The sequence below is a fragment of the Bacillus sp. MBGLi79 genome (assembly GCF_002953915.1).
This window is the reverse complement of record NZ_CP026521.1, coordinates 1,692,067-1,705,801: the sequence shown is the minus strand read 5'-3', so window position 1 is coordinate 1,705,801 and position 13,735 is coordinate 1,692,067. Positions and strand designations below refer to the sequence as shown.

The window sequence follows — 13,735 nt, the reverse complement described above, 5'->3', positions numbered from 1 at the left end:
GATCCCCGCCTTCATTATAAGCTTTTTTGTATACGAACAAGAACTAGAAAATATCACTGAAAAGCACCGTCAGACTGCGACTCTCATGCTCAATATTCACCGCAACCAAATCAACTACCTGATCGGCGAAACAGAAGCAAGGCTCAGCTCCCTTGCCACGGCCCTCAACCACCCTGTTAATGAGCAGCATATCAAACGAATCCTGACGGAAACGTATAAAAAAGAACCACGTTTTTCGGCTTTATACCTTTTAAATAAAGACGGCGATGTCATGGTGAGCACGTCTCCCGTCAAAGAAAAAAAGAAGGTTTCATACAAGAACATTCTGCAAAAAGCGGAAAAATCAAAGAAATCCGTGATCACAGACGATATACATACAGTGTCGGACAGGCTGGAGCTGAATATTTTTACTCCTGTCTATGACAGCGAAGGCAGAACGACAAATTTTCTGCTGGCTTCGATCCGCGTCGATTATCTGAAAAATATCATGAACGTCCTGAGCCCTGAGCTTTATATCAAAATTCTCAACCAGAAGAATCAGATTGTCTTTACAGCAGGCCATTCTCCTCCTGAGAAGCCGGACGGCGGCACCGTCGATGCTTTTTTGGATCAGATCGACTGGAAGCTTGAAGTTTATCCGGAACCGGTCCAGCTTGATGAAATCGTTCACAGTCTTCTGCTGTCATTTTTAAGTATTTTCATTCTGCTGAATATTATGTTCCTCATGCTCCAGTATGTGCTACTGAAGCGGCGGACCAAGCAGGAGCGCGCCCAAAATGAAGCCCAGAAGCTCGAATTAATCGGCACCCTGGCAGCGAGCACCGCTCATGAAATCAGAAACCCGCTGACAGGTATCAGCGGCTTTATCCAGCTCCTGCAAAAAAAATATCAATCAAAAGAAGATCAAATGTATTTCTCAATCATCGACCAGGAAATCCGGAGGATCAACCAGATTGTCAGCGAGTTTCTCGTGCTCGGAAAGCCGACGGCAGAGCAGTGGCAGCTTAACGCCATGAATGAAATGATTGACGAAATCATGCCGATTATTCATTCTGAGGCAAATTTATATAATGTGGAAGTGGAATTTCAAGACTGTGGAGAAGACCCGGCTTATGTGTATTGTAAAAAAGATCATATTAAGCAGGTTGTCTTGAACGTCGCCAAAAATGCTCTTGAATCGATGAAAAACGGCGGAAAGCTGCTCATTCAAATCGAACATCATCAAGAGAAGGCGCAAATTATTGTGAAGGATATCGGAGAAGGCATTCCAAAAGAAATGATGGAGAGTATTTTCCAGCCTTTTGTCACGTCAAAGGAAAAGGGAACCGGACTCGGCCTTGTCGTGTGCAAGCGCATCATTTCCATGTACGGGGGAACCATTCAGATCGAAAGCGAACAGCATAAAGGAACGACTGTAACGATTACGCTGCCGACTTCAAAGGAACAGGTTGACTGAGGCTTCCCCGTTCCTGCAAAGAGCCTGCCTTTCACGGCAGCTCTTTTTCGTTCAGTCACTATGCCGTATATTTTTCAACGGTCAGACAGTCGATGCAGCCTAAAAAATCCTGCAGCAGATGGTCCGACGCATTTTCATTCATAGACAGTTTTTGATATTCATAAATTAATTGATCCAGCTCCTGGCTCCGCCTGATCGTTTCATCCCCTGTAAATCCATAGATTTCAGCGGCTTCAACCATCATTTGCCGCTTCTTGCTGATGGAAACGAGCAATGCTTCTTTTTCAACATAATTTTGCATACGCTTCACCCCTTACCGACATATCGTTTCTTAGAACCATCCAGATTTTGCGTACTTGAGCATTATTACAGATTATACTTATTTTGTAAACCTATTTCTCAAAAAATTATTTTGAAATCGAGTATAATAGAATTGTGGAATTAAAGGTGTAATACCCATCGATGAAATACGATAAACACCTTTAAAAGAGTTCATGAGGATAGAAGGAGGTCTAAATGATGAAAAAACCAGTGTCAAGGCTCCGAACCATCTTTGCCGTGAAAGAAGCGTATTCAGGCCTCTTATTGTTTTTCAAGGCATTTAGAGCCTGGAGAAAGGGAGACTTCCCCTTATTCCCGAAAAAAACGATTTTACTGGCCGCGCTGGCATTGATTTATGTGCTGGCTCCGATCGATGTGATTCCCGATGTTCTCGCAGGTGTCGGCTGGCTTGATGACGCGGCTGTGCTCGCTTTTCTATTCAGGCAAATCACCAAAGAGCTGGACGGATTTGAAATACATCTAACGGGAGGAATAAACGGCAATGGCAAACAATAATATTCTCGGTATCAATCATCTCTTGTTTTCAGTCTCTGACCTGTCCGTCTCTATTTCATTCTATGAAAAGGTGTTTGATGCCAAGTGGCTCGTAAAGGCCGAGAAAACCGCTTATTTTGACCTGAACGGCATCTGGCTCGCATTAAACGAAGAGAAAGACATTAAGAGACAGGAAATCCATGACTCTTACACCCATATCGCCTTTTCGATTCAACAGGAAGATTTGCCGTTCTGGGAAAAGAAATTATGCGATTTCGGTGTAAACGTGCTAAAGGGCAGAAAACGGCATGAAGGCGACAAAGATTCAATTTATTTCTCAGATCCGGACGGCCATAAGTTCGAGCTTCACACCGGCTCTGTATTTGACCGTCTTCAATACTATCAAAATGAAAAACAGCATCTCTCCTTTCATGAAGGCCACATCAAGGCCCTTTATGACAGAAACAAATAAAAAAGCGTCCACACGGACGCTTTTTCATTATCGGCTCACACTCTCTTTCTCATAAATCGGCACCCAGCCCTCTGTCGTCACAAAGATTCTGACAGCCACGACTTTTCGGTCTTCCTGAAGCGTGAAATAATGGCGGGTGTTTTCAGGAACGGAGATCAAATCTCCCGGATTTAAGAGGACATCAAAAAATGTGCCGTCTTTTCCTTCTATCGCAAAGATGCCGTGGCCGCTGACGATAAATCTGACTTCATCGTCTGTATGATGATGTTCCTGTTTGAAATTTTTCAAGAGCTCATCGAGTTTCGGATTTTGGTCGGAAAGCGAGATGACATCGCTCGCTTTATAGCCGCGGCGTTCTGAAATGTCTTTGATTTCAGCGGCAAAGACGTCTAAAATCTCCTGTTTCTCTTCATCGGTCAAATCGTATTTTTCTTTTAAGCCGGCCGGCAGCTTTGTGATATCCCATTTTTCATAAATGACCTCCTGCCCCTTTAGAAATTGTTCTACTTCTTCCTGCTTTTCAATGGTCGTGTTTTGTTCATCATGGATTCGAATTGTCGCCATGCTTTCTCCCCCTTTTTAATTAACGTGGTAAGCCTGCAAAGCTTTCAGTTTTAAATGCCAGCTGAACAGGAATTCATACGCTTCAAGCATCCGCTTTGTCTCAAATGCCGTTTTTCCCCAGACGGTAATGCCGTGGCTGCGAATCAGCACTGCCCCTGAATCGCCTGAAAGGTGTCCGGCAAAATCCGCCGCCAAATCCGGAATATGAGCGCTGTTTTCGATAATCGGGATCGCAACCTCCGCATTTTCCTCCCAAAGACCGAGCGCCTTTATGATTTCCTGGCCTCTGAATGTCGCTTGCTTTTCTTTTGCGTAAAGCTCTGAGATGACATTGTTGTCAATCGTATGGACGTGAAGACAGCAGCCCGCGTTTGTATTTTGATAGACACGGGTGTGCAGCAGCGTCTCCGCTGACGGTTTCAGCGTATGTCCGGTCTCCGCCGGTCTCCCCTCTTCGTCCGCCAACAGAAAATCCTCCGCGGATGCTTTTCGCTTATCTTTTCCGCTTGCTGTGATGAGAAATCGCAGCGGGTCTTCTGATACTTTGATTGACAGATTGCCGCTTGTCGCAGGGAACCAATCCCTTTCCGCAAGCTCTTTTTTTACCTCGGCAAGTTCGTGCCATTTTTGCTCAGGGTCCATTCTTTCACCTCCGCGGTCTCTTCAAGTATTCGCTTTACATCACGGAAATCGCCGAATCCCGCATGCCTCAGGCCGAGTCCCTCACATTCCCGCAGCAAATAATCGCGCGCGATGCACAAATCGGAACATTTGGCAGCTTCAACATCTGTAACAGAGTCCCCGATCATGACAACAAAATCGTCCCGGCCTTTCAGCCGGCGGATGATAGAAGGCTTGCAGCAGCCGCATTCATTTCCGCAGCTGCCGTCACACGGATACGGCCAGCGGATCTCGATATTGCGCCCTGAAAAGTCGGCCTCATTGCAGTAAATGCGTTCCTTTTCGACAATGCCTTCAAGCAGTGGATAGACGAAAAAGTCCATCCCTCCGCTCACGACGTAAAACGGAAGACCCTGCTCATCCAGGAAAGAGACAAACTCTGTAAACCCGGGGCGGATCTCGGCTTGTTTCAGTACATATCCCATAATGTCCTCCTTCAGGCTTGTCGGCAGCAATTGAAACATTTTGCCGACCCCGTCCTTAATCGATATGTCCCTGGACAGAACCCCGTCTTTTAAAGCGAGCCACTCTTCTGGAGCAAATTGTTTCATAATGCTGATGATGTTGTCGTTCGTTGTAATGGTTCCGTCAAAATCGCAAATGATAAGCGGCTGCTTCATACGGAAACCTCAACCCTTCCCCATTTTTCAAGGGCGAGCTTCAAATCGGGAGAACGCTTTGCTTTTTCTTCGACTGGCTCCGCTTCCAGGACGGCATCAATGATCGCCCGAAACGCTCTTCCTCCGCCTGCCGCTCCGTTTGGATGCCCGTGAATCCCCCCGCCTGCGTTGATGATATGGTCAATGCCGAAGTCTTTCATCAAGAGCGGCACCATGCCGGGGTGAATACCGGCCGACGGAACGGCGAATGTCGGTTTAAAAACGTCTTCCTTCGTGCATTCATCATATATGGCAAGCGCATCCTGCTTCGGCAGAGCAACGCTTCCGTACGGTGAAGGGAACAGGCTGAAATCAGCACCCGCATACCGGTTGAGCTTGCCGAGCAAAAGCGAATGGGAAAAACCGTAATGCGGCGACGAAGTGAGTGCGCCGCTTACTGCCGGGTGCGCCATGATCGGCAGCGGGATGTCGTCGTCTTCCGCAAGGCTTTGCAAAACATCGAGCCCGTAGGCAAACACATTCAGCAGCAACACATCGGCTCCGAGCTCGGCTGCTTTTCTCGCCTTCGATTTCAGCTCCATTGTCCTACCCGTCAGGTTGACGGCATACAGCGTTTTGCGCCCTGTTTCTTCAAAAGCTGCCTCAAGCACTTTTTTTCCTTCCGTGATTCGTTTTTCAAAGGGGGCACTGCCTGTTTCGAATAAGATTTCATCGTCCTTGATCAAATCCACTCCGCCGAGCGCCTGCTGTCTGAGCTGTTCCTTCAAGTCTTCCATATCGCGGCCGATGACGCCTTTAAAAATGCTCATCAACAGAGGCCTTTCAAATTCGCCGATTTTTTTCCGGATCCCGTATACGCCGAATTTCGGGCCCGGCAATGATCGTTTAAAAGATTGTGAAAACTCCAAATCCGCCAATTTGATTTTTCCGTCGAGAGACAGCTTTCCAAAAACGGTCGTCAGCACAGCGGGAATGTCGCTTGTAAAATTGGCTTCCGGATAAGCGATGGTGACCGTTGCCTGTTTTTCCCCCAGCGCGCTTTCTGTTTCTTCGACCTTGACGACGCGTCCTTTATGCTTTTTCAGCTGTTCCTGCTTTAAGAGCGGCAGATCTGTCCACGACCCGACCGTCAGTCCGATCGCGATTTGCTCGGCCCGCTTTTCTGCGTCACATCCTTGATCTGTCAAAACATATGTTGCCAAAAGTTCACTCATTCTGTAGCTCCTTCCTGCTTCATGCATATAAAAAACCTCTTTTGCTGCTTTAGCTAAAAGAGGTTTCGCATTTCAGGTTCGAATCCTTATCTCTCAGCGTCAGCTGCAAGAATTAGCACCGTGCTTAAAAAGTCGGTTGCCGGGCTTCATCGGGCTTGTCCCTCTGCCTGCTCTTGATAAGAATATTGATTTTATAAATTATTTTGAATTATCCCATCGTTTTTCCCGGTTGTCAATGACTGTGGCCGGTCTTTTTGAATATATTCAGCTTGGCAATGCGCGAAGCCGCTTCCCGGAGCCGCTCTTCGCTTGTCAAGAGGCCGACTCTCACATAGCCTTCTCCGTATTTGCCGAAGCCGATGCCGGGCGCTGTGACGACATTCGCTTTTTCGAGAAGCAGATCGGAAAAAGCCTCAGATGTATACCCGTCAGGGACAGGCATCCAGGCGAAAAAAGAACCTTGCGGAGCATCCGCGTGCCAACCGATTTCACGGACCGCACGAATCCATACATCCCGCCTTTTTTCGTAGCGCTCATTTTGCTCCTTGACACACGCTTGGTCTGATAGAAGCGCGACTGCCGCGGCGTCTTGGACCGCTTTAAAAAGGCTGACATACATATGGTCCTGATAAAGGTTCAGCGCTTCGATCACAGAGGCGTTGCCAACTGCAAACCCGACCCGCCATCCAGCCATATTATACGTTTTGGAAAGCGTGTAAATTTCGATTCCTGTGTCTTTTGCCCCCTCCGTTTCGAGAAAGCTGACAGGCCTCTTGCCGTCGTAGCCGATCGCACCGTAGGCAAAATCGTGGACGACGCAAATTCCGTTCGACTTGGCAAACCGGACAGTCTCTTCGAAAAAAACAGGCGTGGCTTGGGCACCGGTTGGATTGTTTGGATAATTTAAATACATGAGCTTCGCTTTTTCTTTCACTTCCTTCGGAATCCGGCTGTAGTCAGGCAGAAACTGATTGCCCGCTGTAAGCGGCATCGTTTCCATGTTCGCTCTTGCCAGCTCAACGCCCGACCAGTAGTCGGGATAGCCGGGATCGGGAACGAGCACGGCATCCCCCGGATTTAACAAACATTGCGGAAGCTCGACAAGACCGGCTTTTCCGCCGAACAATACAGCGACTTCGCGTTCGGGATCGAGCTCTACACCGTATTCCCTTCGATAGAACGCGGCTGCCGCCTCCTTGAGTGAACGGCTGCCGCGAAAGGAGGAATACTGATGGTTTTCAGGGTTGCGAACGGCTTGCGCCATTGTATCAACGATGTGATCAGGTGTCGGCTGATCGGGATTCCCCTGGCCGAGATTGATCACATCATGGCCGGCGGCGATTTTTTCATTCACCTTTTTCACCAAGGAAGCGAAAAACTGCTCAGGCAGCTGTTTCAGCACATCTGAAAGCTCAAATTTCATATGATTCACCCGCTTTTGAAAAATTCTTGAAATGATAGTCCATCATCATATATTGTTAAATGTAAAATGTAAAGAAAAAAATGAGGTGATCCAGATTGAAGCTGACAATTTCATGTCTGCAATTCGATATCGCATACGGCAATCCTTCTGAAAATTTTAAAAAAGCGGAGCAGCTGATCGAACAGGAAAGCCGAAAAGCGGATGTTCTTCTCCTTCCCGAGCTGTGGACGACGGGTTATGATTTAAAAAATCTCGGCTCCATCGCAGATGAAGAAGGCAGGCAAACGAAGAGATGGCTGCAGGAAACGGCAAAAGCAAACCGTGTCCATATCATATGCGGCTCTGTCGCCGTTAAGAAAAAAAGCGGTGTGTACAATATCATGTACATCGCAGACAAAAACGGACATTTGATCAAAGAATACAGCAAAGCTCACCTTTTCCAGCTGATGGACGAACACCTCTATTTGTCAGCGGGCTCAGGCGACGGGAGCTTCGAGCTTGAAGGGATCCCGGCTGCGGGGTTTATCTGCTACGACATCCGTTTCCCGGAATGGATCAGAAAACATACGAAGGAAGGTGCGGGCATCATCTTTGTATCGGCGGAATGGCCGCTCGCCCGCCTCGATCACTGGCAAAGCCTTTTAAAAGCCAGAGCGATTGAAAATCAGTGCTTTGTCGCAGCCTGCAACCGAGCGGGAAGTGACCCGGCAAACGAATTTGCGGGCCACAGCATCATCATTGATCCGCTCGGCCGCACCCTCGCTGAAGCAGGGAGCGGTGAAGCCGTCATCAGGACCGAAATCAACCTCGGGGACATTGAAAAAGCGCGGGGGCAAATTCCGGTTTTTGAGGACATTCGCAGAGATTTATATTAAAAAAGTGTTGACAAGAAAACTGAGATGCTGGTAACATTTTCAGCAACTGACCGAACTGAAATTTCAAAATTTTATATTGATTTCTCTTATCGAGAGTTGGGTGAAGGACTGGCCTAATGACCCCAACAGCAACCGACCGTAATACCATTGTGAAATGGGGCGCGAAATTCTGCGCCGCTAGGGCACGGTGCTAATTCCATCAGACTTTGAATTCTGAGAGATAAGAGAGGCGAACGCGACAAATCAGCCTCTTTCTCTCGATGAGAAAGAGGCTTTTTTATTGTTAACGACATTTAGGGGGAATCACACATGACCGTAACGAAAACCGCAGCATACGAAACTTTGACCGAAAGCTCCGCGGCCGCGCTGGCCGTCCGCCTCGGGCTTTTTCCAAGCAAAAGCACCCTGACATGCCAGGAGATCGGGGACGGAAACTTGAATTTGGTCTTCCGCGTGTATGACAAAGAGCAGCAAAAAGGGCTGATCATCAAACAGGCGGTGCCTTATGCGAAAGTCGTCGGCGAAAGCTGGCCGCTGTCGCTTGACAGGGCGAGAATCGAAAGCAGTGCGCTGATCCGCCAAGCCGAGCATGTCCCGCACCTTGTCCCGAACGTGTACTATTCTGACACCGAGCTTGCCGTTACCGTATTGGAAGACCTTTCTCACTTGGAAATCGCCAGAAAAGGACTGATTGACGGGAAGGATTATCCCCACCTGTCGGAAGACATCGGAGAATTCCTTGGAAAAACACATTTTTACTCGTCTGAATATGCACTTGACCCAACAGTTAAAGGGCGGCTTGTGAAGCAGTTTACGAATCCGGATCTGTGCGATATTACAGAAAGCCTTGTGTTCACAGACCCTTTCTTTGATCATGAGACAAACGATTTCGAAGAAGAGCTTCGCGATGAAGCGGAAGATCTTTGGCGCAATGAAGCATTAAAAATTGAAGTGGCAAAACTAAAACAGCGCTTTTTGTCTGCAGAGGAAACGCTGATCCACGGCGACCTTCATACAGGCAGCATTTTCGCAAGTGAAGAAGCCGAAACGAAAATCATCGACCCTGAATTTGCGTTTTTCGGCCCGATCGGGTTTGACATTGGACAGTTTATCGCCAACCTGCTGCTGCACGCGCTTTCCCGCGAAGAAAACAGGCGGGCTCCTTTATACCGCCATGTCGAGACCGTCTGGCATACGTTCAGCCGGACATTCAGCGAAGCATGGGAAAACGATGCTCTTGACGCTTGCAAAAATGAGAAAGGACGCCTTGAATCAGTTCTGAAGCAGGCGTTTGAAGACGCAGCAGGCTTTGCCGGCTGCGAAATGATCCGCCGGACGATCGGCCTTGCCCATGTGGCGGACCTTGAAACAATCGTTCCGTTTTCCCGGAGAATCAGCCAAAAAAAGCTCGCCCTTAAAATAGGCGCAGCATTCATAGAAAAACGCAGCGGTTTCCGGACGCCAAAAGACTTGATTGAAGCGTTTCGGAACGCGCTTAAGGAGTGAATGACATGCCTGAACAATTTGCGGTGCCCCGCTCTGTCGAATGGGAAGAAGCATCGGTAAAAATTCTGAACCAGCAAAAGCTTCCCGAAAAGACGGAATACCTGCACCTCACAACAAAAGAAGACGTCTATGATGCGATTCAAACGCTGAAAGTGAGGGGGGCACCTGCCATCGGCATTACAGCCGCCTTCGGACTCGCCCTTTGCGCACAAAGCATCGATACATCTGACGTTTCCGCGTTTCTGGTGGAACTCGGAAAAATCAAAGATGAACTCAATCAGGCAAGGCCGACAGCCGTCAATTTATCCTGGGCTCTCAATCGGCTGGTAAAAAGTGCGGAGGACGCAAAATCGGTCAATGAAGCAAAAACAAATCTGATCCATGAAGCTATTCAGATCCAGGTTGAAGACGAAGAAACGTGCCGGCAAATCGGACAGAATGCACTGCATTTGTTCAAATCGGGTGACAGCATCATGACCATCTGCAACGCCGGCTCGATTGCGACAAGCAGGTACGGTACGGCCCTTTCCCCGTTTTATCTTGCCAAAACAAAGGACCTCGACCTTCATATTTATGCCTGTGAAACGAGGCCTGTCCTGCAAGGGGCGCGCCTGACGGCGTGGGAGCTTATGCAGGGGGGAATTGACGTGACGCTGATTACAGACAGCATGGCTGCCCATACGATGAAAGAAAAAAACATTTCAGCCGTCATTGTCGGAGCGGACAGGATCGCGAGAAACGGAGATACAGCCAATAAAATCGGAACATATGGCTTGGCAATCCTCGCCAAAGCCTTTCAAATCCCGTTTTTTATCGCCGCTCCCCTGTCAACTTTTGATGTTTCGATTTCATGCGGCGACGACATTCCGATTGAAGAACGCGATCCGGATGAAGTCAGGCTGATAAACGGAACGCAAATAGCTCCGCAAGAGGTGCCAGTGTTCAACCCTGCTTTTGATATCACGCCGCACGATTTAATCTCTGGCATCATTACGGAAAAAGGGATTATCACAGACAGGTTTGAAGAAGAAATTGAAGCGCTGTTTTCCGCTGAAGCCCTTACTTAGGCCGCTTTAGCGGATTTTAATCGATTTGATGATGTCTTTCTTCTGCTCTTCGGTCAACACGTGCAGCTTGACGAACAATTCCGCGTATCCTGCTATTTTGTTCGGGCGGTTCGTTTTCACTTATTCGTCCTCCTTTTTTACCAAGACCAACATTTTTAACTTAATAAAATTATATGTCGCTGACGAAAAAAAGAAACGGCGTGCTCGTATATTATTTTCCCTTATACGCAATATTTTCGATGTCGAGCAGCACCGCTTTTTTATCCGTTTCATTTCCGGAGTACCCCGTTAAAGAACGATTTTTGCCGATGACACGGTGGCACGGGATCAAAATCGGCAGCGCATTTCTTTTATTGGCCTGGCCGATTGCGCGAACCGCTTTCGGATTCCCGACGGCGCACGCGATATCTAAATAGCTCCGTGATTCACCGTACGGGATCAACTGCAGCGCCTCCCACACTTTTTTCTGAAACAGGGTTCCATCCTGGCGGAGAGGAAGGGTGAACGTCTTCCGCTCCCCCCTGAAATATTCTTCGAGCTGGCGCTTTGCCTCCTTCAACAATTCCGTTTCGGTCCGGCGAAGCTCCAAGCCGTCTTGCTGGAGCTGTTTTAGTTCATCTTTTTCAAATAGCAAATGTGTAATGTGGTGATTTTCCTCGACAATGTAAGCTTGTCCAAAAGGCGAGGTCATTTCAATATAAAAGCCCACGATGCGATTAAGCCTCCTCCTCATGATGCTGTCTGATCGGGAGAGTCAGATGGAATGTCGTGCCTCTCCCTTCTTCACTTTCAACTTCGATTTTTCCATTATGCTCTTCAATAATTTTATAACTGACCATGAGCCCGAGTCCAGTGCCCCGTTCTTTTGTCGTGTAAAAAGGTTCGCCGAGCCTCTTCAATTTGTCTTCTGTCATGCCGATTCCTTCGTCAGCAAGCGAGATAATGATATGGTCGTCTCCTTTCGGTTTGATCGACACATATACGTTGCCTCCGTCAGGCATCACTTCAATCGCATTTTTCAAAATGTTGATAAATACCTGTTTCAGCTGATTCGGCTCGCAATAAATCAGCGGAATGCCGCCTTCGCACTTCAGATGCATCTGAACGTTGTCAAGGTTTGCCTGTGCGTGCAGCAAATCCATTGTGTCCTGCATGATTTTGACGATATTTTTTTCTTCATACATAATCGCCTGCGGTTTTGCAAGGATGAGAAACTCCGTAATAATCGATTCAATCCTTTTGAGTTCTGATGTGATGACATTAAAGTAAAGCGCGTGATCCTCATTTTGGATGCTGCCTTTCAGCAGTTGGATAAATCCTTTTAACGCCGTCATCGGGTTGCGGATTTCATGGGCAATTCCGGCTGCGAGTTCGCCGACGACGTGAAGGGTATCAGACTTGCGGAGCCGCTCTTCAAGCTCTTTTCGTTCTGTCACGTCTCTGAGCATCGCCAAGTTCATATTTTGAATGATATTTCTTTTAAATGAAAATTCAAGAATCCGTTTTTGGTCGCTCAGCAGGAATGGGATGTCATTGTCCATTTCTTCTAAGGAAATCGTTTTAGCGGGAGAAGCTGCATTTTCTATATGATAGCCGGAGATGACATCAAGTAGATTGGACGTTTTCAGCTGTTCAAGAGGGGTGCTGAGAATTTTTCCGGCAAGGGGGTTCGCATCGATAATGTCGTACTGGTTGTTGAAAAGAACGATTCCGTCCATTGATCCGTTGAATACTTTTCTGAACTTCAATTCGCTTTCCCGCAATTCTTGTTCCATTCGTTTTCTGTCGCTGACATTTCTTAAAATGGTTAGGTCCTGGCTGTCGAACATGATCCGTTTTGACGTGAACTCAAGCTCTTTATATTGTCCGTTTGCCATACGAAACAGCAGTTCCGCCCGGATTTCCCCTTTTTGATCATACTGCTTTTGAATGGCATGGTACCTCTGGTCGGTTTGATCAATAAAATCGGTCATCTTCTTGTTGAGAAGCTGTTCCATCGGCAGTTCGAAGATTTTGCAGGCCGACTGGTTCGCTTTGACGATGCGGCCGTCGTTATTCATCAGTATAATGGCATCCATCGCATTTTCAAAGACTTCTCTAAAGCGTTCTTCGCTTTTAAACAGCTGTTTTTCCATCGAGCGCTTCTCGGTAATATCCCTCATAATCGACATGTAAAAGCCGTTTAAAATGTTCGAGGTTATCGTAAGCTCAAACAGCCGGTCTTCTCCTGATCTGAGCCGGACAGGAAGCTCCCCTTTTGCTTTCCCTCTTCTGAAAAGAGCATTCCAGATTTTATCGAGCCGCCCCTTGTTTTCAGGGGATACGAATTGAGACAGCTTCAGTTTTGAAAGCTCTGTTTTTTCAATTTCGAAGCTCTGGCAAAACGAATGGTTCGCATCGATGAAACAGCCTTGTTTATCAAAGATGACGATTCCTTCAACCGCGCGGTGAAACAAATCTTTAAACAGCTTTTCATTAATGGTGCGCTCCCGCTCCAATATTTTTTTCGATGAAATGTCCCTCATGACGACAAAATAGCAGTCTTCACCGATTCCTTTGCTTGCAGTAAACTCGATATATTTGACAGATCCGTTGTCAAGCCTGATGGCCACTTCTTTTTTCGCATATCCCCGCTCCAAAAAGCGTTGAATGCTCTGGTTCAGTTCATCCGGCGGGACGGCGTGCAGGAAGTCGAGCGCCGACCGGTCCAGCAAATTCTTTTTTTGGCTTTGCAGAATTTTGCAGGCGGCATCATTCGCCTGGATGATGTTCATCTGTTTATCCAATATAAAAATAGCGTCCAGCGTCCCGTTAAACAGCAGCTCATACTGATACAAATCCGCTTTCAGCTTGGCGTTCTCTTTCTTCAGTCTGTTCAGCTGGTTTTGCAGATTTAAGGATTCATTTAAATCAAGAGTTTCCTCCATTTATTACACTCCTTCTTGAAAACCTGTCCTCCAATTATTCTACAAACCGGAAAATCTTCCTTCATTTGTTTCGAACTTTTACAACCTTTCCGCCTATTTTACAGGAAGATGACG

Annotated in this window: 15 protein-coding genes and 2 riboswitches; of the genes, 6 read left to right on the top strand and 9 right to left on the bottom strand. The window is 47.3% G+C overall.

All coding sequences use genetic code 11. The annotated features are described in order from the left end of the window. Position 1 precedes the first annotated feature (1 nt). A complete protein-coding gene (locus tag C1T29_RS08665) occupies positions 2 to 1,456 on the top strand; it encodes a sporulation kinase KinD (protein ID WP_231516551.1) in 1,455 nt (484 codons plus the stop codon). 58 nt (positions 1,457 to 1,514) lie between these two features. Here the strand turns inward: C1T29_RS08665 and C1T29_RS08660 are convergent, their stop codons facing one another. Beyond that, complete coding sequence (locus C1T29_RS08660) at positions 1,515 to 1,757, bottom strand: aspartyl-phosphate phosphatase Spo0E family protein (RefSeq protein ID WP_020451145.1); 243 nt, start codon at positions 1,755 to 1,757, stop codon at positions 1,515 to 1,517. 218 nt (positions 1,758 to 1,975) lie between these two features. Between C1T29_RS08660 and C1T29_RS08655 the strand changes: the two genes are divergently transcribed. Both C1T29_RS08655 and fosB read left to right on the top strand, forming a co-directional pair. Next, positions 1,976 to 2,293, top strand: a complete 318-nt coding sequence (locus C1T29_RS08655; protein ID WP_231516550.1) for a YkvA family protein — start codon at positions 1,976 to 1,978, stop codon at positions 2,291 to 2,293. Beyond that, complete coding sequence (gene fosB, locus C1T29_RS08650; RefSeq protein WP_096748040.1) at positions 2,280 to 2,744, top strand: metallothiol transferase FosB; 465 nt, start codon at positions 2,280 to 2,282, stop codon at positions 2,742 to 2,744. The genes C1T29_RS08655 and fosB overlap by 14 nt, the downstream gene beginning before the upstream one ends. A 27-nt stretch (positions 2,745 to 2,771) precedes the next feature. Here fosB and C1T29_RS08645 read toward each other — a convergent pair whose 3' ends face one another. The 5 genes from C1T29_RS08645 to C1T29_RS08625 all read right to left on the bottom strand — a co-directional run bounded on the left by C1T29_RS08645 (position 2,772) and on the right by C1T29_RS08625 (position 7,246). Then, the gene (locus C1T29_RS08645) at positions 2,772 to 3,308 is read right to left on the bottom strand and encodes a 1,2-dihydroxy-3-keto-5-methylthiopentene dioxygenase (protein ID WP_020451142.1); all 537 of its coding nucleotides are present in this window, start codon (positions 3,306 to 3,308) and stop codon (positions 2,772 to 2,774) included. Between the two features lie 15 nt (positions 3,309 to 3,323). After that, positions 3,324 to 3,950 (bottom strand): methylthioribulose 1-phosphate dehydratase, encoded by a 627-nt coding sequence (locus tag C1T29_RS08640; RefSeq protein WP_023857315.1) that lies wholly within the window; start codon positions 3,948 to 3,950, stop codon positions 3,324 to 3,326. Further along, positions 3,911 to 4,609: a 2-hydroxy-3-keto-5-methylthiopentenyl-1-phosphate phosphatase gene (gene mtnX / locus C1T29_RS08635; RefSeq protein WP_103749028.1), complete on the bottom strand. Its 699-nt coding sequence runs from the start codon at positions 4,607 to 4,609 to the stop codon at positions 3,911 to 3,913. The genes C1T29_RS08640 and mtnX overlap by 40 nt, the downstream gene beginning before the upstream one ends. After that, positions 4,606 to 5,823, bottom strand: a complete 1,218-nt coding sequence (gene mtnW / locus C1T29_RS08630; RefSeq protein ID WP_142368374.1) for a 2,3-diketo-5-methylthiopentyl-1-phosphate enolase — start codon at positions 5,821 to 5,823, stop codon at positions 4,606 to 4,608. The genes mtnX and mtnW overlap by 4 nt, the downstream gene beginning before the upstream one ends. Before the next feature lie 83 nt (positions 5,824 to 5,906). After that, positions 5,907 to 6,006, bottom strand: a riboswitch (SAM riboswitch). Between the two features lie 49 nt (positions 6,007 to 6,055). Then, entirely contained in the window at positions 6,056 to 7,246 is a 1,191-nt protein-coding gene (locus C1T29_RS08625; RefSeq protein ID WP_096748036.1) for a pyridoxal phosphate-dependent aminotransferase, read from the bottom strand. Positions 7,247 to 7,341: 95 nt separating this feature from the next. Here C1T29_RS08625 and C1T29_RS08620 point away from each other — a divergent pair, with 95 nt between their 5' ends. The 3 genes from C1T29_RS08620 (at position 7,342) to mtnA (ending at position 10,694) form a co-directional block, all read left to right on the top strand. Continuing rightward, positions 7,342 to 8,121 (top strand): carbon-nitrogen family hydrolase, encoded by a 780-nt coding sequence (locus C1T29_RS08620; protein WP_020451137.1) that lies wholly within the window; start codon positions 7,342 to 7,344, stop codon positions 8,119 to 8,121. Positions 8,122 to 8,204: 83 nt separating this feature from the next. Continuing rightward, positions 8,205 to 8,348: riboswitch (SAM riboswitch) on the top strand. A gap of 82 nt (positions 8,349 to 8,430) precedes the next feature. Beyond that, on the top strand, positions 8,431 to 9,627 hold the full coding sequence (mtnK, locus tag C1T29_RS08615) for an S-methyl-5-thioribose kinase (protein ID WP_096748035.1): 1,197 nt from the start codon (positions 8,431 to 8,433) through the stop codon (positions 9,625 to 9,627). Between the two features lie 5 nt (positions 9,628 to 9,632). Next, positions 9,633 to 10,694: an S-methyl-5-thioribose-1-phosphate isomerase gene (gene mtnA, locus C1T29_RS08610; RefSeq protein ID WP_026579811.1), complete on the top strand. Its 1,062-nt coding sequence runs from the start codon at positions 9,633 to 9,635 to the stop codon at positions 10,692 to 10,694. Positions 10,695 to 10,700: 6 nt separating this feature from the next. On the opposite strand, the gene C1T29_RS24750 is transcribed toward mtnA, so the two are convergent. The 3 genes from C1T29_RS24750 to C1T29_RS08600 all read right to left on the bottom strand — a co-directional run bounded on the left by C1T29_RS24750 (position 10,701) and on the right by C1T29_RS08600 (position 13,621). Continuing rightward, complete coding sequence (locus C1T29_RS24750; protein WP_023857319.1) at positions 10,701 to 10,814, bottom strand: hypothetical protein; 114 nt, start codon at positions 10,812 to 10,814, stop codon at positions 10,701 to 10,703. 91 nt (positions 10,815 to 10,905) lie between these two features. Further along, entirely contained in the window at positions 10,906 to 11,403 is a 498-nt protein-coding gene (locus C1T29_RS08605; protein WP_026579812.1) for a methylated-DNA--[protein]-cysteine S-methyltransferase, read from the bottom strand. A gap of 7 nt (positions 11,404 to 11,410) precedes the next feature. Further along, the gene (locus tag C1T29_RS08600; RefSeq protein ID WP_020451133.1) at positions 11,411 to 13,621 is read right to left on the bottom strand and encodes a PAS domain-containing sensor histidine kinase; all 2,211 of its coding nucleotides are present in this window, start codon (positions 13,619 to 13,621) and stop codon (positions 11,411 to 11,413) included. Between the last annotated feature and the right edge of the window lie 114 nt (positions 13,622 to 13,735).